Origin of the sequence: Bizionia argentinensis JUB59 (assembly GCF_000224335.1) — a bacterium.
GTDB classification, from domain to species: Bacteria; Bacteroidota; Bacteroidia; order Flavobacteriales; family Flavobacteriaceae; genus Algorimicrobium; species Algorimicrobium argentinense.
Window position 1 is genome coordinate 85,873 of sequence record NZ_AFXZ01000002.1, and the last position, 20,574, is coordinate 106,446.

A 20,574-nucleotide genomic window follows, 5' to 3' on the forward strand; every position below is an offset into this window, starting at 1 on the left:
ATTCAAGTTAATGAAAATTTACGATTTTTCTACTTTAAGAATACTGATAATTTGTACAGCCAGTTCTGTTCCAATTCTATCTTGCGCTTCATTTGTGGCAGCACCAATATGAGGCGTTAATGACATTTGTCCATTCATTAAAACTTGAATAGCAGGGGTTGGTTCTTGTTCAAAAGTATCTAAACCGGCAAATGCTACTTTGCCAGATTCCATGGCATTTACCAAAGCAACTTCATCAATTACACCACCACGAGCCGCATTTATTATACCCACACCATCTTTCATAAGGCTAAATTCTTTTTCAGAAATAACATATTCACTCTGCAAAGGCACATGTAACGTTATAAAATCTGCCTTCTTTAAAATCTCATCTGTCGGCTCCGTTAGGATTTCTACATTTATAAACTGGCCATTATAAAACTCCACTTTTATATCTGCTTTTCCAACAAACTTATCACTAGCAATAACTTTCATGCCAATACCTAAAGCTATTTTAGCAACGTCACGGCCAATACGACCAAAGCCAATAATACCAAGAGTTTTACCACGAAGTTCTACACCTTTAGCGTAGTTTTTCTTTAAAGATTTGAATTGCGAATCGCCATCCAATGGCATATTTCGATTAGAGTCATATAAAAAACGTACACCACCAAAAAGATGAGCAAAAACGAGCTCAGCTACGGATTGTGAAGAGGCCTCCGGTGTGTTTATAACATGAATATCCTTACTTCTAGCATATTCCACATCAATATTATCCATGCCAACACCACCTCGACCAATTATTTTTAAACTTGGGCAGCTATCTATTAATTCTTTACGAACCGATGTTGCACTACGCACCAACAAGACATCAATATTATGCTTGTTAATATAATTTGCTAATTGCTCTTGTGCTACTGTTGTTGTTAAAACTTCAAAACCAGCTTGTGCTAATACTTCTATACCACTTTTTGAAATTCCATCGTTTGCTAATATTTTCATCAAAGAAATGTGTTTTTTCATTCCCATTAAATGGGAATCTTTATCTACTTATGTTTATTTAAAATTTTCTGTCTGGATTTAAGCTTTACGTTCCAAATCACTCATTATATCCACTAAAACCCCAACACTCTCTAAAGGCATGGCGTTGTACATAGACGCGCGATAACCACCAACAGATCTATGGCCATTCAAGCCATTTATTCCTTCCTCGTCTAACATGGTTTCAAAAGTTTCTTTTAGTTTTTGATTCGTTAGCGTAAAAGTTGCATTCATTTTAGAACGATCTTCATTTTTAGCATAACCGTTGAAAAGTGGATTTAAATCGATTTCACTATATATAAGTTGTGCTTTTTTGTTGTTTTCTTTTTCAATAGCTGAAATACCACCCAAATCTTTTAGCCATTCCATATTCAACATAGATGTATAAATTGAAAACACTGGCGGCGTATTAAACATGCTGTCTTTGCTTATTTGCATTTTATAATCCATAATTGAAGGGATTTTACGAGATACTTTTCCTAAAATATCCTCGCGAACAACTACTAATGTTGCTCCAGCTGGGCCTATGTTTTTTTGAGCACCTGCATAGATTAAATCGAACTGACTATAATCTAATTTACGTGAAAAAATATCGCTACTCATATCGCAAACCATTGGAATATTACATTTTGGAAACGATTTCATTTGCGTTCCAAAAATAGTATTGTTGGAAGTACAGTGAAAATAATCGTAGTCCGAAGGAACAGTATAGCCTTTTGGTATAGTGTTAAAGTTAGCATCTTTAGAAGAGGCCACTTCGAGAACTTCACCATAAATTCGTGCTTCTTGAATAGCTTTATCGCTCCAAGTTCCTGTATTTAAATAAGCAGCACGCTTTTCGAGAAGATTTAATGCGACCATTAAAAATTGGGTGCTAGCACCACCTTGAAGAAATAATGCTTTATAGCCTTTGCCTTCTAGACCTAATAACTCTAGAGCCAAAGAACGAGATTTCTCCATAATATCTACAAAAGATTTACTTCTATGTGAAATTTCGAGTATGGATAAACCGTTATCAAAATCTAATACGGCTTCCGATGCTTTTAGCATCACTTCTTTTGGTAAAATGCAAGGACCTGCACTAAAATTATGTCTTTTCATGGAAAATATAGTTTGTTACTTCCTTCTTTCGTCTTAAAATCATTCAAGCTAAAATTGGAAATATTTTTTTATCTTTAATTACTTGCAAAGGTGCTAAATTCTAATAAAATACGAGTTGATAACTCAAGAACTTATCAACTAATTTTTAACAAAAACGCAATAGTATCTACGTTATCAGCATAATCCCAAAGTTGTGGGTTTTGGGTTTGTCCGAAAGGAATTTCATCCGCTAATAATCCTTTGGAAACCACACATTGAATCTTGTCTGAATCTGCCTTAAGTTTTTCTTTTAATGCATTTGAGTTTTCATAATATTCATAAAACATGGTTGCAATAGGCGAGGAGTAACTACTGTCTTCTTTTATCATTAGAAAACCATTTTCCAGCATTTCAAATTCGCTCATTAAATAAACAGCTTTATTATAGTCGTAATTATTTGCGTATTTATTTTGGTGAATTATTGGATGCCATTTATACATAGCTTTAAAAAAGTTCTGAAAATCATAACCTTTTGGAACTAGTAACTTGGAAACGTTTCTACAGCCTAAACCATAATATCTAAAAATATCTTCAGAAAGCGCTTCCAATTCTTCTAGGGTCTCTTCTCCAGAAAGCACAGCAAGCGAGTTTCTGTTTTTTCTAATAATAGACGGTTTGTTTCTAAAATAATATTCAAAATATCGTCCTGTATTATCGCTTCCTGTGGCGATAACGGCATCAAATTTATCGAGTTTTTCGATTGTAAACGTTATTTTTCCTTTGAATTCTGGCTCTACGCTCTCCACATATTTTGCTAAAAACGGCAAAAGCTGTTTATCATTGCTGGATTGTTTAACCACAACATCATGACCAGATATTAAAACTGATAAAAAATCATGGAAACCTACTAAAGGAATATTGCCTGCCATAATAATGGCTACTTTTTTGGGAGTAAATTCATTAAAGCTATAGTTTTCTAACCAATTATTAATATTGCTTTCAGTCAATGATTTAGACCAACCATTAAAAGCAAAAATAAGATTCTCTTTATTAAACCAAGCGTTATGTTCTTGCGCTAATTTGATTTGATGTTTAAAGCCTTCAAAAAACATATCGTTATGCAAAACAGAATCATTTTTTTCAAAGGGATCTGTTGAAAATTGTCCGAGAAACTTTCCTAATTCAACAAAGGCATTAATTCTTTTCTGTAAATCCATGTATGATTTGGTTATGAATGGTTTTGGCTTTATTTTTGCAATTGCAAATTTACGCAAAGCAAACGAGCAACAAAAGGTTTTAATTCCGATAAATTATAGGAGTTATAAAGAAAGCCTTTAATAAGAATAAAATCGGAAGATTAAAAAACATATATAACCATGGCAATTATAATAACAGACGAATGTATTAATTGTGGTGCCTGTGAACCAGAATGTCCAAATAATGCAATTTATGAAGGTGCTGATGATTGGCGCTATAAAGATGGTACCAGTTTAAACGGAAAGGTTGTGTTACCAGACGGTAAAGAAGTGGATGCTGATGAATCTCAAGAAGCTATTAGTGATGAAGTTTACTACATTGTTCCAGATAAATGTACAGAATGTCAAGGTTTCCATGAAGAACCACAATGTGCGGCAGTTTGTCCGGTAGACTGTTGTGTGCCTGATGATGCGCATGTAGAAACTGATGAGGAATTACTCGGGAAACAACGTTTTATGCATCCAGATGCATAATGAATAATAAAGAAACTAGTGGCTAGCACTATAGTATAAGGAACCTCAAGTGAAAGCTTGGGGTTTTTTGTTGCTAAAAAATTAAACGTCCATATGGATAGCGCGAACAAAATCAATAATTAGTACTACAAATCTTTGCTTTAAACAAATTTCAAAACCCTATTCAAATTAAACAAGTATTTCGTTACCTTTGCCGCTGGAAAAAACAGCCTACCTTAATTTTTTTTATAAAGAAGAATTTCAAAAACGGCAAAGAATATTAATTAAAAGAGAGCCCACTTTCGTGGGGAATTTATATGAAAGCAGGCATCGTAGGATTACCAAACGTCGGGAAGTCGACTCTATTCAATTGTTTATCAAATGCTAAAGCGCAAAGTGCTAACTTTCCGTTTTGTACCATAGAACCAAATATTGGTGTGGTAAACGTGCCAGATCCAAGACTTGAAAAGTTGGAGACCTTGGTGAATCCTGAACGTGTTTTGCCTGCTACTGTTGAGATTGTTGATATTGCTGGTTTAGTAAAAGGAGCGAGTAAAGGAGAAGGTCTTGGAAATCAATTCCTAGCTAATATACGTGAAACGGATGCTATTTTGCACGTTTTGCGTTGCTTTGATGACGATAATATTATTCATGTTGATGGAAACATAAATCCTATCCGCGATAAAGAAACTATTGATATAGAATTGCAGCTAAAAGACCTGGAAACCGTTGATAAAAAACTAGAAAAAGTTAAACGTGCTGCGAAAACAGGAAATAAAGAAGCTCAAAAAGAAGAAGCTGTTTTATTAAAAATTAAATCAGGTTTAGAATCTGGTATTTCGGTTCGTGCTTTGGAGTTTTCGGAAGATGAAGATATAGATTTTGTAAAACCAAGTCAATTTATTACAGACAAACCAGTTATGTATGTTTGTAATGTGGACGAGGCTTCAGCAACTTCAGGAAACGCCTATGTGGATCTCGTTCGCGAAGCTGTAAAAGACGAAAATGCTGAAGTTTTAGTATTAGCAGTTGGAACAGAAGCAGATATTAATGAGTTAGACGACTACGAAGAGCGCCAAATGTTTTTATCTGATATAGGTTTAGAAGAGCCGGGTGCAGCAAAATTAATTCGTTCAGCTTATAAATTATTGAATCTACAAACCTATTTTACCGCAGGTGTTAAAGAAGTTCGCGCATGGACAGTTGATGTTGGTGCAACCGCTCCGCAAGCAGCCGGTGTAATCCATACTGATTTTGAAAAAGGCTTTATTCGTGCCGAGGTCATTGCGTACGATGATTTTGTACACTTTGGTAGCGAAGCTAAAGTAAAAGAAGCAGGAAAAATGCGCGTGGAAGGGAAGAATTATATCGTTAAAGATGGCGATGTGATGCACTTCTTATTTAATGTGTAATTTATTGTTTAGGAGTAAAGTTGTATGATTTGAAGCTAGTTGAAAAGTGAATGAAACCTTTTTAGACTATAAATAATTTTAAGCAATTATTATGTTGGGAGCCTTCTGAAATCCATAAACTTTAAACATTGCAATGGGAAGTGGCAAGAGCGTATAAAATACATGCTTGATTTTCATTTCTTATTTAATTTAATTTCAAGATTAAGTTTATATATTTTATAGAAGCTTCATAAAAAAGAATTATATTTAACTACAAAATTCAAAAATAGTCATGGGTAAAAAACTTCTAATTTTTATATTGATTGCTATTGTAGCATTTGTTTTATTGGTATATGTGTTTAAAATTGTACTCATAACGGCCTTAATTATTTCTGCAGTCATCATTATTGCTCCATTGCTGTATTTTGCGTTTCTCGCAGGAAAATCTCAAGATTAAATGGCCATTAAAAATCAGTGAAATAGTATTGATTTAAAAGCATTAGAATAATTTTTAGTTTTAAAATCAAAGATATAAGTTTCTTTATTAGGCGTAAACTTATCTAATGCCATTTAGAGGATTACGGAAATTAAAATCCGGTTTTCCTATAATATTGAGATATAGAAATTAAACTGATTTAATTGCAATACGCTTAATCCATTTTCACATCATCTAAATAGATCTAGACTGTTTTGAGACATCATGACATGTTAATTTTTATGTTACATTCTTAAAATGTTGGTACAAAAAGCATTTTCATGTAAAATGTATTTTTAAAAAAACCTTGAAGATGAATGATTTGATTATATGCGTAATTCACAATATATTATAGTGAACTTTAAAAATAATCCTATTTGATTCATTATAATCACTTATAGTTGAAAGCGTTTTAGGAATTTTAAATCCATATTCAAGAACATTTTATTTTCGAAGAAGGAAATCAAGAATGAGGAATAAATCTTAATTCAATCGCCTTGTGGAATTTTGGACAAATTCGATAAAATATTATTATTGAAATCTTTAATGGCTAGTTAATTAATAACTGTAAATTATTATTTTTTTAAAATTATCTGATATTTACAAATAAGTTAACGTTCTCAACAACATGTCATTTTTATTGTTAATTACTTTACATGTTTGGGGTTTCATTTTTTCAATCGAAACCTTATATTAGCCACATATCCTAAACCACCATTTTATGTCCCAAGAAACCAAATATACCGAAGATAACATCCGTTCGCTGGACTGGAAAGAGCATATTCGTATGCGTCCTGGTATGTATATTGGAAAATTGGGGGATGGCTCTTCGGCAGATGATGGAATTTACATTCTAATTAAAGAAGTACTGGATAACTCCATTGATGAGTACGTCATGGGAGCTGGAAAAACTATTGAGATTTCTATTCAAGGAAACAAAGTTACTGTTCGCGATTATGGTCGTGGAATTCCATTAGGGAAAGTAGTTGATGTAGTTTCTAAAATGAATACTGGTGGAAAATACGATAGTAAAGCTTTTAAAAAGTCGGTTGGATTAAACGGGGTTGGTACCAAAGCGGTAAATGCACTATCTAGCTTTTTTAGGGTTGAATCTACTCGAGATAATAAATCAGCTTCGGCAGAGTTTTCACAAGGAAATCTTACCGACCAGGATTTACTAGACGATACGTCGCGCCGCAAAGGGACTAAAGTTTCATTTGTTCCAGATGAGGCAATTTTTAAGAAGTACAAATATCGCAATGAGTATATCATTAAAATGCTTAAAAACTATGTATACCTAAACACAGGTTTAACTATCGTTTTTAATGGCGAGAAATACTTTAGTGAAAACGGATTGAAGGATTTATTAGCAGATAACTCCAATGCTAACGATATCTTGTATCCAATTATTCACTTAAAAGGCGAAGATATTGAAGTTGCATTAACACATAGTAAAACCCAATATAGCGAAGAATATCATTCGTTTGTTAACGGACAAAACACCACACAGGGAGGAACGCATTTATTAGCTTTCCGAGAAGCGTTGGTAAAAACTATTCGTGAATTTTACAATAAGAATTTTGACGCATCCGATATTCGGAAGTCTGTTGTTTCCGCTGTTTCAATTAAGGTTATGGAACCTATTTTTGAAAGTCAGACGAAAACCAAGTTAGGGTCCACAGACATGGGAGGTGAATTGCCTACCGTGAGAACCTATATAAACGATTTCTTAAAAAATAATTTAGATAATTTTCTTCACAAGAATCCTGAAACGGCCGATAAGATTCAGCGTAAAATTTTACAAGCGGAACGCGAGCGTAAGGAATTGTCAGGAATTAGAAAGTTAGCGAAAGATCGTGCTAAAAAAGCGAGTCTTCATAACAAAAAATTACGCGATTGCCGTGTTCACTTTGGCGATATTAAACATGCTAGAAATTTAGAATCCACCTTATTTATTACCGAGGGTGATTCAGCTTCTGGAAGTATTACTAAATCAAGAGATGTAAATACACAAGCTGTTTTTAGTTTAAAAGGGAAACCATTAAACAGTTACGGATTAAGTAAGAAAATTGTTTATGAAAACGAAGAATTCAATTTACTCCAAGCTGCTTTAAATATAGAAGAATCCATAGAGGATTTACGTTACAACAACGTCGTAATTGCAACGGATGCCGATGTGGATGGAATGCATATTCGCTTGTTATTAATTACGTTTTTCTTACAATTTTTTCCGGAATTGATAAAAGAAGGTCATTTGTATATTTTGCAAACACCTTTGTTTCGTGTTCGAAATAAGAAAAAAACTATTTATTGTTATTCTGAAGAAGAAAGAAGAAATGCACTAGAAGAACTTAAGCCGAAACCTGAAATTACCCGATTTAAAGGACTTGGTGAAATTTCTCCAGATGAATTTCAGCATTTTATTGGTGATAATATTCGTTTAGACCCTGTTATGCTTGACGATAATATGTCCATCGAAGATTTATTAAGTTTCTATATGGGGAAAAATACGCCGGATAGACAAGAATTCATTATTAACAATTTAAAAGTTGAATTGGATATTGTTGAAGAAGTGAAATGAGAACGAGTAATTATAAAGTAAAAAACATTATTATATCAGTATATTTTGTACTAATAATGTTTGCAGTCTTTTTACTAATACTATTTAATACTTTTGGAGATATTGAAAATAATTCATTTACTTCAACTTTCATTATTTGGTTTATTTTTATTGCCTTATTTTTTCTAGTTCATTTTATTTCAAAATATTTTGAATATGATAGTGATGGTCTAAAAGTAACAGTTAAAAACAAAGGACTGTTAATCTCTGAATATTTTAATTATAGAGAACATACGGTAACATTTAAAAAATCAAGATTAGTTGATTTTAAAATGAATAATTATATCATTTATAAAGAATTGGTGCTTTTTATAGGGAATAAAAAGGACCATCATATCAATAAAGAACGTTTTAATATCACTTTAGTAACACAAAAGAAACGTAAATTTATACGTCATTCTTTAATTAAAATGATAAAAAACAATAGTAAAGAATAGAGTTAATGAGCGACGAAATCAACGAAAACCTACCAGAACCAGAGGAAACTAAAGAAACCATTACCAGAATTACTGGTATGTATAAAGATTGGTTTTTAGATTATGCATCCTATGTAATTTTAGAGCGAGCGGTTCCTGCTATTGAAGATGGTTTTAAACCAGTTCAAAGACGAATCATGCATTCCATGAAGGATTTGGATGACGGCCGTTACAATAAAGTAGCCAATATTGTTGGACATACCATGCAATATCACCCACACGGTGATGCCAGTATTGCGGATGCTATGGTACAAATTGGACAAAAGGATTTGTTAATTGATACGCAAGGAAACTGGGGTAATATTCTTACAGGCGATAGCGCCGCAGCTGCTCGTTATATTGAAGCGCGTATTTCCAAATTTGGTTTAGAGGTTGTTTTTAATCCAAAAATTACAGAATGGCAAGCAAGTTATGATGGGCGTCGGAAAGAACCGGTAAATTTACCTGTTATGTTTCCGCTTTTGTTAGCACAAGGAGGTGAAGGTATTGCCGTAGGTTTATCTACAAAAATTTTACCTCATAACTTTATAGAGTTGATTGAAGCTTCCATTAAACATTTAAATGGTAAAAGTTTTACCATATATCCAGATTTTCCAACGGCTGGAATTGCTGATGTTTCTGATTATAAAGATGGTCTTCGTGGTGGTCGTGTTCGTGTTCGTGCTAAAATTTCCCAATTCGATAAAAATACGCTCGTTATAAATGAAATTCCATTTGGAACGAATACATCTTCGCTAATTGATTCGATTTTAAAAGCCAATGACAAAGGCAAAATTAAAATTAAGAAAATTGAAGACAACACCGCTGCTAATGTGGAGATATTGGTTCATTTACCAGGCGGTATTTCGCCAGATAAAACCATTGATGCCTTATATGCTTTTACGAGTTGTGAATCGTCAATTTCCCCTTTAGGATGCGTCATTGAAGATAATAAGCCGCTATTTGTAGGTGTTTCCGAAATGTTGCGCCGTTCAACCGATAATACTGTTCAGCTTCTAAAAAGAGAATTAGAAATCCGTTTGGGTGAATTTGAGGAACAATGGCATTTTGCATCTTTAGAGCGGATTTTTATTGAAAACCGTATCTATCGTGATATTGAAGAGGAAGAAACTTGGGAAGGTGTTATAAAAGCGATCGATAAAGGGTTGCAACCACATATAAAACATTTAAAACGTCCCATTACTGAAGATGATATTGTAAGATTAACAGAAATTCGTATTAAACGTATTTCTAAATTCGATATTGATAAAGCGCAACAAAAAATTGATGCTTTAGAAGATCAGATAGCAGAAGTTAAACATCATTTAGCGAATTTAATTGCCTACGCTATTGCATATTTTGAACGTCTTAAAAAGGAATATGGTGCAGGAAAAGAACGCAAAACAGAAATTCGTGCTTTTGAGGATGTAGATGCTACAAAAGTTGTTATTAGAAATACAAAATTATACGTAAATAGAGAAGAGGGCTTTATTGGAACATCTCTTAAAAAGGATGAATATGTTTGTGACTGTTCTGATATTGATGATATTATTGTTTTTACCAACGATGGTAAAATGATGGTCACTAAAGTGGATTCAAAAATCTTTATTGGTAAGGATATTATTCACGTGGATGTATTCAAAAAGAAAGATAAACGCACCATTTATAATATGATGTATCGCGATGGTAAAAATGGACCGTCTTATATAAAACGTTTTGCGGTTACTTCCATGACGCGCGATAAGGAGTATGATATGACCAATGGTTCCAAAAGCTCCAAACTTTGGTATTTTTCAGCCAATCCGAATGGCGAGGCCGAAGTTGTAACGGTTTATTTGCGTCAGGTTGGCAGCGTTAAAAAACTAAAATGGGATATTGATTTTGCTGATATTATTATAAAAGGGCGCGGTTCTAAAGGAAACGTCGTTACTAAACATGCCATTAAAAAAGTAGAGCTGAAAGAAAGAGGGGTCTCGACATTAAAACCACGCAAAATTTGGTTTGATAATAACGTAAAACGTTTAAACGTTGATGGGCGGGGTGAATTAGTTGGAGAATTTAGAGGTGAAGACAGGATTTTAATAATAACGCAAACCGGTTTTATAAAAACTATTGTACCAGAAGTCACCACACATTTCGATAATGATATGATTGTTATGGAGAAGTGGATTCCTAAAAAACCAATATCAGCTATTTATTTTGATGGCGAAAAAGAACGGTATTATGTCAAGCGCTTCTTAGTTGAAAATGAAAGTCGTGAGGAATTGTTTATTTCTGATCATGAAAACTCACAATTAGAAATCGTTTCCACCGATTGGAAGCCTATGGCCGATGTTGAATTTGTAAAAGAGCGCGGAAAGGACCGAAAAGATAATTTAGAAGTGAATTTAGAAGAATTCATTTCCGTGAAAGGAATTACAGCTTTAGGAAATCAACTTACCAAAGATAAGGTGAAGCAAATTGACTTGTTGGAATCATTGCCTTATGAAGCGCCAGAAGAAATTCCTGCCGAAGAATTAGATGTGGTTGATGAAACTGAAGTGAATTCTGAAAGCTCCGATGAGACAAGTGAAGATTCAGGAAAAGAGGATAATAGTCAGTCTACACTTTTCTAAAAATATATATTACTTTCTAAAATGGGACGATGCTCCTAATAAAAAAGCTAAAACACCGCCAATTATACATGCGTAATAAATGGTAGGTGTTTTATCTTTAAAGAAAATAGAGGCTAATATTAATCCTGTAGAAATAAGGTATAAAGCTTTTGGATTTATTTTTTTCATAGATTTCAATTTTAAACTAAAAACGACGATTTACAACGATAAAATAAGGCGCTTGTAAATCTTCGTTTATACTGTTATTTATTTTTTTTCTTTTTGGCTATTCGGAAGTTTAAAAACTCTACAAATAAAGAAAAGGTAATGGCAAAATACAAATAACCTTTTGGAATAGCACCAACTGCATTTCCGAAAAATTTAGCTCCCGATAAATGTGCGGCTTCTGTAATAAGCATGAAGCCAATTAATATTAAAAAGGCTAAACCTAATAATTGAACACTGGGATGCGAGTCAATAAATTTTCTAATGGGATTAGCAAAACCTATCATAATTCCAATAGATATAACCACAGCAATAATCATTAGTACTAAATTGTAATTATGATTTTCATGCAAACCATTTGTCATTCCCACGGCTGTAAGAATAGAGTCTATGGAAAAAATAAAATCGATAATCATAATTTGAACAATTGCTTGCTTTAACGATTTAATTTTCCTGCCTTTTACTTCATTCTCATCATGAGAGGGGTCTTCTACTTTTTCGCGAATTTCCGATGTACTTTTATATATTAAAAATAAGCCGCCACCAAATAAAATTATCGCTTGCCAGCTTATTCCTATCTGAAGCCAGCTGCTATCAAAAGTGTAAAAGGGTTCTGATAAACCTACTAGAAAACTCACAAAAAATAAGAGAACAATTCTTTGTAACATGGCAGCTATCAAACCTATATTAGTAGCCTTATTCCGTTGGCTTTCAGGTAACTTATTAGCAGCGATAGATATAAAAACAATATTATCAATACCTAGAATTATTTCAAGGAATGTTAACGTTAAAAGTGCCATGATGGCATCGCTGGTCAATAAGAAATCTAACATATTAGTTTATGCGTTTGGCCGATCCTTTTTGTTTTGTTTTTTCTCCAACATAGGAATATTCAAAGGTGTAAGTGGAATCGGTGGTTGTTAAAATCTTCAAATGAATATCCTTCTGCTCCTGCATGTTTTTAGGGTTAATGGTTCTAAAAACCACTTCACAATCATTTATCCAACGTACTGTCGTCGAATCAACATGTCCTTGATAGGTTTCTATCTGTATGTCCTTCGTTCTGGTAAATACGGAATTATAGGTGGAGTCGTTAATAGTAATTTCACTACTAAAAGTTCCTGTTTGGTAATCGGTGCATTGGCGCTCTATTTGGTAGCAGCTTACAAAAAGTACAAACAAGAGGCAAAGTAAGAGTTTCATAATGGATGATTTGAATAGTTGGTGTTTTAAACAAAATTAAGAAACATTACGGTATTGCCATCGAACTTAAGAATGAATTATTAAAAAAATAAAATTAACAATTTTTAATTATTGAAATTTTTAAAGGTGCCGTCTTTAAAGAAAATAACAATACGCTCAATGTCTTTATTATTATCTGTAGAAAGCTGACTTAAACTTTCAGGAATTTGAGATGATGTATTCTCAACAGATACTTTTTCTGAAGAATCTTTTAGCGGTGTTTGAAATTTTGCTTCTGACTTTAAGTTTTGAATAGGAGCATCTTCTAATTTTGGAAATACTCCTTTACCATTTAGCAGCCAATACAATTCGACTTCAGGAAAGGCATCAATAATTTTTAAAACAAAATCTAAGCTTGGCTTATTTCTACCCGATAATATATGAGAAATACTTGAGCGCTGTACACCAATTTTTTCCGCGAAAGAAGAGGCACTTTCATCGAAAAATTTAATGACTTTTTCTAGTCGTTTGGAAAACTCATTGCTGTTTATCATTGTAAACTGTTACTTATGTAAATTAATGTTACAAATGTAAAGATTATTTACATTAAACCCATCAAAAAAGTCTAAAAAACATATTTATATGTGTATTTTAGCTTTAAGTAGACCTGTGTAACTCTTTGATATAATGTTAAATACATACATTTTATAATGTTGAAGTTTTTTAGCTTATTAAGCTTATTAAATGACATATTGTACTGTATACAATACTATACAAAACAACTTGAAATTCTGTTTACAAATGTAAATTAGTATTTGTTTACCTTTGTAACGTAACAAATTTACATATGTATAGTAGTACTTTAGAAACACCTTTCAATACCTATAAAGAATTACATTTAGAAGGCCGTTATATTACAAACTCTATGATAGAGCCCTTGCTAGAAAAGCTGCCGAAAAATGTTCAGGTTACTATAGAAGGTACTTCAGTTAAACATCAATCTATTTACTGTATAACTCTAGGTAGCGGAAAAAAACGTGTATTGATGTGGTCGCAAATGCACGGAAATGAATCTACAACTACTAAAGCGCTTTTCGATCTTATAAACTATTTACAGCGTAATCCATCCATCTTAGAAGCCTGTACATTATGTATTATTCCTATTTTAAATCCAGATGGTGCACAGGTTTATACACGCTTAAATGCGAATCAAATCGATTTAAATCGTGATGCTCAAGCATTGTCGCAACCTGAAAGTCGTTTATTAAAGGACTGTTTCTTAAAATTCAAACCAGATTTTTGTTTTAACCTGCATGGGCAGCGTACTATTTTTAGTGTTGGAGAAACCTCCAAGTCGGCTATTTTATCATTCTTGTCACCTGCGGAAGATGAGTCGCGAAGCTTCACTAAAACCCGTAAAATAGCTATGGAACTTATAGTTGCAATGAATTTGAAATTACAAAAAGTAATACCCAATCAAGTTGCTTTATATAATGACGGTTTTAATCATAATTGTGTGGGAGATGCTTTTCAAAGTTTAGGTGTGCCTACGGTTTTGTTTGAAGCTGGTCATTATCCTGGCGACTACAAGAGAGAGGTAACTCGCGAACTTATTGGTTATGCACTTATGATAGCTTTATATACGATATCTGAAACCGAATTGGAAGGGAAAGGCTATGAGGAATACTTGATGATTCCACAAAATGGCAAATGTTTTTTGGATGTAATTATTAGGAATGTTGAACATGACGGACATTTGATAGACGTAGGCGTACAATATAAAGAGGAATTAGTAGGTAATAGCATACAGTTTATACCTGAAATTGTAAAATTAGAGAAACTAGATGGTTTTTTCGGACATAAGGAATATGATGGTTGTGGGGCTAATGTGTTAAATATGAATGGTTCGATGTTGAGCGTTGGTAATCAAACATATTCAGTTATGTTAAATAATGCTAAATATTCATTAATACTGGCCTAAATAGAGTTTTTGATATATATAATTTAAATTTATTGTCTTATTTTTGTCTTTTATTTAAAGAAATTAATATAATGGCAAAATTTAAATTAGATGATGTCGATCATCAAATACTAGAAATGTTGATCGATAATACCCGTGTTCCTTTCACGGATATAGCAAAACAATTAGTTATTTCGGCTGGAACAGTTCATGTACGTGTAAAGAAAATGGAAGAGGCTGGAATTATTAAAGGATCTTCATTAACTCTAGACTATAAGAAATTAGGATATGCGTTTATTGCATATGTAGGTGTGTTTCTTCAAAAAACATCTCAAACAAAGTTTGTACTAGAACGTATAAATGAAATTCCTTATGTAACCGTTGCACATATAACGACCGGTAAGTTTAACGTTTTTTGTAAAATTCGTGCTAAAAACACAGAACACGCGAAGGATGTTATTTTTATGATTGATGATATTGAAGGTGTGTATCGTACAGAAACTATGATTTCATTGGAAGAAAGCTTAAACGATAAGAAACGTTTAATGCATTCAATTTTTAAAAACATGTAAGCTTTTTTCAAGCTTAAAAGAGATGAGCGCTTTCTTTGGAAAGCGCTTTTTTTAATACTTTAAAATATAGAATTATGTTTGTTAGTGAGGTTCCTTCTTCAGAGTTTAGTCCTTTTTATGCTAATTACATTAAAAAGGCTGGTACGTCTAGTTTATTAAGTGGATTGGGTCAGGGCATGGAAAATACAGCAGCTTTCTTTCGATCTATTCCTGAAAACAAGTTAGAATATCGCTATTCTGACGGAAAATGGACTATTAAGGAGATTATTCAGCATCTTATTGATACAGAACATATTTTTATATACCGAGCTTTGCGTTTTGCAAGACAAGATAAAACGCCTCTACCGGGATTTGAGCAAGATGACTACGTATTGTCAAGTGTTGCTAATAGACGAACGCGTGACCAATTAATTAATGATTATATGGATTTGCGGGAATCGACAATTGCTTTATTTAGTAGTTTTTCAAAAAAAATGCTGGAACAAATAGGTGAGGCTAGTGGTGCGGATATGTCCGTTAGGGCTATTGGCTTTATATTAGTTGGCCATGAAAAACATCATATAGACATTATTAAAGAGCGCTATTTATAGTTTTTTAGGCTCTGTAGTATTCGAATGCTTTTATAATAAGTTCGTTGCTTACTTGACAATCAATTATTGGTTTCCCCATGTTTTCTAGGAGAACGAAATTAATATTACCATGCTCATTTTTCTTATCGTATTTTAGAAGCTCAATAATAGCGTCATAGTCAGTTGGACTAAAAGTAACTTCTCCAAAAACGCGTTTTATTACTTTTTTTATGGCTTCGTTTTCAGATTTCGGAAAATCAGATAATTCTGTTGAAATATAAGTTGCTAAAATCATTCCAACGGCAATAGCTTCGCCATGAAGCAAGGCTTCCTTTTCAGGGTGGCTTAAAAAATATGATTCTATAGCATGGCCTAAAGTATGTCCGTAATTTAGTGTTTTACGTAAATTTTGTTCTAAAGGATCTTTCGTTACGATGCTGTTTTTTATGATTACTGATTCATATATTAAATTATCATAATCTGAAATGGCATCCGTTGAAAATTTATTCCAATAATCCCGACTATATATCAAGCCGTGCTTAAGCATTTCAGCTAAGCCAGAACGTAATTGATTTTCTGGTAAGGTTTCAAGAAAGTTGGTGTCTATCAATACCATTTCACCTGGATTAATAACCCCAATTTGATTTTTTAAGTGTCCTAAGTCTACACCGGTTTTACCGCCTACAGAAGCATCAACCATAGCTAATAAGGAGGTTGGTACATTAATATAATTTAAGCCGCGTTTAAATGTAGAAGCTACAAAGCCGCCTAAATCCGTAACAACGCCGCCGCCTAAATTAATTATTAAACTTTTTCTATCTGCTCCTAATTCAGAAAGCGCATTCCAAACGCCAACACAAGTTTCTATAGTTTTGTGTTCTTCGCCCGCCTCAATTTCTATAATTTCAATGGTGCAAGACGTTTCTATCTGCTCTATAAACTGTGGCAAGCAGAAATTATGCGTGTTTTCATCAACCAATATAAATAGGATAGAATAATTTATCGCTTTTAAATGCGTATTTAACGCGCTATAACAGTTTGAATTAAAGTGAATTGAGTAGTTTTCGGTTTGAATAGATTTCATAGGAATTAGTGCAAGAAATAAAAGCTAAAATAAGGTGTTTTTTTACAAAAAAGTCAATGAATGATAATTATATTTGTATAATTTTTCAACAGATATGGAGGACTCAAGAATATTTGATAATACAAAAATTGCTTTTCAGCTAAAAAGTAATAGAGAGTTAAATCGCGCACGCTTTTTATTCAATATGATATCAAATGCGACGTTGGTTAAGATAGGAACCGCACTTACTACTTTTGCCATAAAAGCCCATTTACCTGTAGAAGGTATCATTCGTGCAACTGTTTTCGATCATTTTTGTGGTGGTGTAAACGAGGATGATTGTTTGGAAGTTATTGATGCCATGTATACAAAAGGTGTTAGTTCTGTTTTAGATTATTCGGTAGAAGGGAAAGAAACAGAAGCACATTTTGATGGTGCTATGGAAAAAACTCTAAAGATTATTCGTTTTTCGGATGATAGAAATGCCATGCCCATTGCTGTTTTTAAACCTACAGGTTTTGGTCGTTTTGGTTTATATCATAAAATAAATGAAGGTAAAACGTTAACTGAAACGGAGCAGGAGGAATGGAGTCGAGTGGTAGCAAGATATGATGCCGTTTGTAAGTTAGGATTGGAAAAAGATGTTGAAATATTAATTGACGCCGAACATAGTTGGATTCAGGATGCAGTTGATAATTTGGTGACCGAAATGATGCGGAAGTACAATAAGAGTACAACAATTGTATATAATACCTTGCAAATGTATCGTCATGATAGAATGGATTTCTTAAAAAGTCAGCACGAACTGGGTAAAAAGGAAGGTTTTTATTTAGGTTATAAAATTGTTCGTGGTGCTTATATGGAAATTGAACATGAGCGCGCTTTGGAAAAAGATTATCCAACGCCGATTTGTGAAAGTAAGTTAGCAACAGATGAAAACTTCAATGCATCTGCAAAATATATTCTGGATAACTTATCTGACATATCCATTTTTGTTGGAACTCATAACGAATTAAGTAGTTATATGGTTATGGATTTAATGCGCGAGAAAGAAATTAAAATCACCGATAATCGCGTGTGGTTTGGGCAATTATACGGCATGAGTGATAATATAAGTTTCAACCTAGCGGATAAAGGTTACAATGTGGCTAAATACGTGCCATTTGGACCTGTTAAAGATGTGATGCCATACCTAATTAGACGAGCAGAAGAAAACACCTCGGTTGCTGGGCAAACAGGACGCGAATTAATGCTTATAAATAAAGAGAAATTTAGAAGAAAAGGCGTTAAATAATTCTACTAATTGCGCTGCCACCATTTCTTTTTATTAGGGTTTTTACCGTATCCATAGCCATAATCATTTCCTTTTTTGTAATCAACGCTATTTAACAGGATTGTCATATTAGGTAAACGTTTTTCTTGATACATAGTTTCAGCAATTTGCAAACGTCTCTTATCAAGATAATTGGCGCGTACTACGTAAATAAATAAATCGGCATGTTGACTAATTAAAAGTGTGTCAGTAACTAGGCCAACGGCAGCCGTATCTACAATTATATAATCGTACTTATCATTCACTGTATCAAATAGTTCTTGCATACGCTTGCTCATAAGAAGCTCTGCGGGATTTGGAGGAATAACACCAGAAGGAATAACCTCTAAATAATCGTTGTCTTTTAAGTTTACAATAACATCTTGAAGTTGTAAACTAGGATCGCTAATATAATTGGTTAGGCCATTGTCGTTTTTTATATTCAAATAATTAGTGGCTTTAGGTACCCGAATGTCCGTTTCTATAAGCAAAACTTTCTTCTCTGTATAAGATAATGATAACGCTAAATTAATGGCTGTATGAGATTTCCCTTCTTTGCTGGTAGTTGATGTAACAAAAATAACTTTGGATTGTTTTTCAACACTCTTAAGCATGAATTCAATATTGGTACGTACCATTCTGAAAGCTTCTGCTTTTGGCGAGTAATCAAATTTATTTATGAGTCGTGTACGTTTTTTAGCTTTTGGAATAGCTCCAATAAAAGGTACGTTTATAGTTTTCTTAATATCTTGCGCGGTGTGGACCTTGGTGTCAATCAGTGTGAGTAGGTAAATCATTCCTATTGGCAAACTCAAGCCTAAAATTAAAGCCGCCAAAATAGTAATAACCCACTTCGGTGCTACTGGTTTTCCAGAAGCATATGCTTTGTCGACAATTTTAGCGTTCGGAGATGAAACACCGTGGGTTATAGCAGATTCCTCTCGTTTTTGTAAAAGGTATAGATATAAAGATTCCTTAATGTCTTGTTGGCGTTTTATATCTTTAAATTGACGTTCTTTTTGAGGTGCCGAATAGATTTGTGAGTTAATTCGGGAGTTTTCCGCTACTAAACTATTGTAAGTTATTTGACTTGTAGTTTTTTTACTATTTAAACTCTGAGCTAAATCTGTTTTTAGTTGATTAATTTGAGTCGTTAAATTAACCACCGTTGGGTTAATTTCACTAGAATTCTTTAGAATGCGATCTCGTTCCTGAACCAAACTGTTATGTCTACTTGCTACTTGTTCAATAGCACCATCTTGAATGCCCATGTTTAGAGGCAATAAATCACTAACGTTTTGATTGTCTGATAAATGAGATCTCATGTAATCAATGAGTTGAAGTTGCATACCAGTTTCTGTTATTTTCGCTTCATTTTCTTTTTCAGTTTGAAGGAAAATTGTGGACTGGGTGGAGAGATTGGTTAATTTATTTGTCTGTTGAATGTCTTCCGCCGTTAAATCAACAATACCTAGTTCGCGAGACACACCAGTTAAGCGATCGTTTATAAAGCTGGAAGTGGCTTCAACAACCATATTCTTATCATTTATAACATCCTCGTTATATTTATCTATCAGCTTATCTAAAAATAGTTCTGCTTTTTCACCAACATTATCATTTATTGTCAATTTTATAACGCTCGATAATTCGGTAGTTTGAATTTGAAGTTTGGTTTTATAATTACTAGTAACGGCATTTATTGGCTGGATTCTAATAGTGATATTGGAACCAATTTTCGTGGCGTATTGGCCCATATTGGGCGTAATAATGATTTCGCCAAAACTTGTTGCTATGCTTTTTCCAAAATCGTAAAGTACACCTTCAACATCGCTGTGTTTTTGTGTGTTATTTTTCAAAGCTTTATTGTAACCTGAAGCCCCTTTGAAAATAAAATCTTTTGTAGAGTTAATTCGAATATTAAAAGTGGTATCAATAGTATATAGAAGAGAGTCAGGTGCGCTAAAGTTGATGTTTAAGGGTGGATTGGTATAAACTTCGTGCGCTTTTATACGACCCTCCACAAAAAACTGGATATTAAACTTTAAATCTTTTACAACGCTAGCAATGAGGTTTCTGGATTTAATAATTTCAATTTCATCCAATACATTGTTCTGATCATTGCTGAAGAGTCCGTAATTTTGAAGATTCGATATTTCCGGTAATTTCCCCTGAGATTTATCGTCCTTAATTTTAATGGTTGCCTTGGCTTGGTATTCATTACTGGCATAGCGTAAGTATACAAATGCCAATGTTAAGGCAGCTATCACACATAAAAGTATAAATTTCCACCTGTGAAGGTAAGGCTCAATTAAATCTTTAAAATACGTCTGTTGTTTCATGTAGTAAT

General features: G+C 33.3%; 19 protein-coding genes. 10 read left to right on the top strand and 9 right to left on the bottom strand.

The window, feature by feature from the left end:
* Positions 1-18: 18 nt before the first annotated feature.
* The 3 genes from BZARG_RS00525 to BZARG_RS00535 all read right to left on the bottom strand — a co-directional run bounded on the left by BZARG_RS00525 (position 19) and on the right by BZARG_RS00535 (position 3,317).
* The gene (locus BZARG_RS00525) at positions 19-981 is read right to left on the bottom strand and encodes a D-2-hydroxyacid dehydrogenase (protein ID WP_008634778.1); all 963 of its coding nucleotides are present in this window, start codon (positions 979-981) and stop codon (positions 19-21) included.
* Positions 982-1,059: 78 nt separating this feature from the next.
* A complete protein-coding gene (serC, locus tag BZARG_RS00530; RefSeq protein WP_008634206.1) occupies positions 1,060-2,121 on the bottom strand; it encodes a 3-phosphoserine/phosphohydroxythreonine transaminase in 1,062 nt (353 codons plus the stop codon).
* Positions 2,122-2,255: 134 nt separating this feature from the next.
* Entirely contained in the window at positions 2,256-3,317 is a 1,062-nt protein-coding gene (locus tag BZARG_RS00535; RefSeq protein ID WP_008634394.1) for an acyl-CoA reductase, read from the bottom strand.
* A gap of 159 nt (positions 3,318-3,476) precedes the next feature.
* Here BZARG_RS00535 and BZARG_RS00540 point away from each other — a divergent pair, with 159 nt between their 5' ends.
* The 6 genes from BZARG_RS00540 (at position 3,477) to BZARG_RS00560 (ending at position 11,365) form a co-directional block, all read left to right on the top strand.
* Positions 3,477-3,830 (top strand): 4Fe-4S dicluster domain-containing protein, encoded by a 354-nt coding sequence (locus BZARG_RS00540; RefSeq protein ID WP_008634742.1) that lies wholly within the window; start codon positions 3,477-3,479, stop codon positions 3,828-3,830.
* A gap of 296 nt (positions 3,831-4,126) precedes the next feature.
* Entirely contained in the window at positions 4,127-5,221 is a 1,095-nt protein-coding gene (gene ychF / locus BZARG_RS00545; RefSeq protein WP_008634514.1) for a redox-regulated ATPase YchF, read from the top strand.
* A gap of 271 nt (positions 5,222-5,492) precedes the next feature.
* Positions 5,493-5,657 (top strand): hypothetical protein, encoded by a 165-nt coding sequence (locus BZARG_RS15715; protein WP_008634693.1) that lies wholly within the window; start codon positions 5,493-5,495, stop codon positions 5,655-5,657.
* Positions 5,658-6,396: 739 nt separating this feature from the next.
* The gene (locus BZARG_RS00550; protein ID WP_008634539.1) at positions 6,397-8,256 is read left to right on the top strand and encodes a DNA topoisomerase IV subunit B; all 1,860 of its coding nucleotides are present in this window, start codon (positions 6,397-6,399) and stop codon (positions 8,254-8,256) included.
* Complete coding sequence (locus tag BZARG_RS00555; RefSeq protein WP_040287862.1) at positions 8,253-8,732, top strand: hypothetical protein; 480 nt, start codon at positions 8,253-8,255, stop codon at positions 8,730-8,732. The genes BZARG_RS00550 and BZARG_RS00555 overlap by 4 nt, the downstream gene beginning before the upstream one ends.
* A 5-nt stretch (positions 8,733-8,737) precedes the next feature.
* Positions 8,738-11,365: a DNA gyrase/topoisomerase IV subunit A gene (locus tag BZARG_RS00560; protein ID WP_008634623.1), complete on the top strand. Its 2,628-nt coding sequence runs from the start codon at positions 8,738-8,740 to the stop codon at positions 11,363-11,365.
* Positions 11,366-11,374: 9 nt separating this feature from the next.
* Here the strand turns inward: BZARG_RS00560 and BZARG_RS15720 are convergent, their stop codons facing one another.
* The 4 genes from BZARG_RS15720 to BZARG_RS00575 form a co-directional block, all read right to left on the bottom strand.
* The gene (locus BZARG_RS15720) at positions 11,375-11,533 is read right to left on the bottom strand and encodes a hypothetical protein (protein ID WP_008634598.1); all 159 of its coding nucleotides are present in this window, start codon (positions 11,531-11,533) and stop codon (positions 11,375-11,377) included.
* 74 nt (positions 11,534-11,607) lie between these two features.
* Positions 11,608-12,402, bottom strand: a complete 795-nt coding sequence (locus BZARG_RS00565; RefSeq protein WP_008634238.1) for a TerC family protein — start codon at positions 12,400-12,402, stop codon at positions 11,608-11,610.
* Position 12,403: 1 nt separating this feature from the next.
* Positions 12,404-12,772: a hypothetical protein gene (locus BZARG_RS00570; protein ID WP_040287863.1), complete on the bottom strand. Its 369-nt coding sequence runs from the start codon at positions 12,770-12,772 to the stop codon at positions 12,404-12,406.
* Between the two features lie 104 nt (positions 12,773-12,876).
* The gene (locus BZARG_RS00575; protein WP_008634436.1) at positions 12,877-13,305 is read right to left on the bottom strand and encodes a helix-turn-helix domain-containing protein; all 429 of its coding nucleotides are present in this window, start codon (positions 13,303-13,305) and stop codon (positions 12,877-12,879) included.
* A 293-nt stretch (positions 13,306-13,598) separates the two neighbouring features.
* Between BZARG_RS00575 and BZARG_RS00580 the strand changes: the two genes are divergently transcribed.
* The 3 genes from BZARG_RS00580 to BZARG_RS00590 all read left to right on the top strand — a co-directional run bounded on the left by BZARG_RS00580 (position 13,599) and on the right by BZARG_RS00590 (position 15,873).
* Complete coding sequence (locus tag BZARG_RS00580; protein ID WP_008634730.1) at positions 13,599-14,732, top strand: M14 family metallopeptidase; 1,134 nt, start codon at positions 13,599-13,601, stop codon at positions 14,730-14,732.
* A gap of 71 nt (positions 14,733-14,803) precedes the next feature.
* Positions 14,804-15,283, top strand: coding sequence for an Lrp/AsnC family transcriptional regulator (locus tag BZARG_RS00585; RefSeq protein WP_008634491.1), 480 nt, complete (start codon positions 14,804-14,806; stop codon positions 15,281-15,283).
* A gap of 74 nt (positions 15,284-15,357) precedes the next feature.
* Entirely contained in the window at positions 15,358-15,873 is a 516-nt protein-coding gene (locus BZARG_RS00590; protein WP_008634581.1) for a DinB family protein, read from the top strand.
* Positions 15,874-15,877: 4 nt separating this feature from the next.
* Here the strand turns inward: BZARG_RS00590 and aroB are convergent, their stop codons facing one another.
* Positions 15,878-16,936 carry a 3-dehydroquinate synthase gene (gene aroB, locus BZARG_RS00595; protein WP_008634791.1) on the bottom strand — a complete coding sequence of 353 codons (1,059 nt, stop codon included), beginning with the start codon at positions 16,934-16,936 and terminating at the stop codon, positions 15,878-15,880.
* Between the two features lie 94 nt (positions 16,937-17,030).
* Between aroB and BZARG_RS00600 the strand changes: the two genes are divergently transcribed.
* Positions 17,031-18,209 (top strand): proline dehydrogenase family protein, encoded by a 1,179-nt coding sequence (locus BZARG_RS00600; protein WP_040287864.1) that lies wholly within the window; start codon positions 17,031-17,033, stop codon positions 18,207-18,209.
* A gap of 5 nt (positions 18,210-18,214) precedes the next feature.
* Here the strand turns inward: BZARG_RS00600 and BZARG_RS00605 are convergent, their stop codons facing one another.
* A complete protein-coding gene (locus BZARG_RS00605) occupies positions 18,215-20,566 on the bottom strand; it encodes a GumC family protein (protein WP_008634311.1) in 2,352 nt (783 codons plus the stop codon).
* Positions 20,567-20,574: the final 8 nt, after the last annotated feature.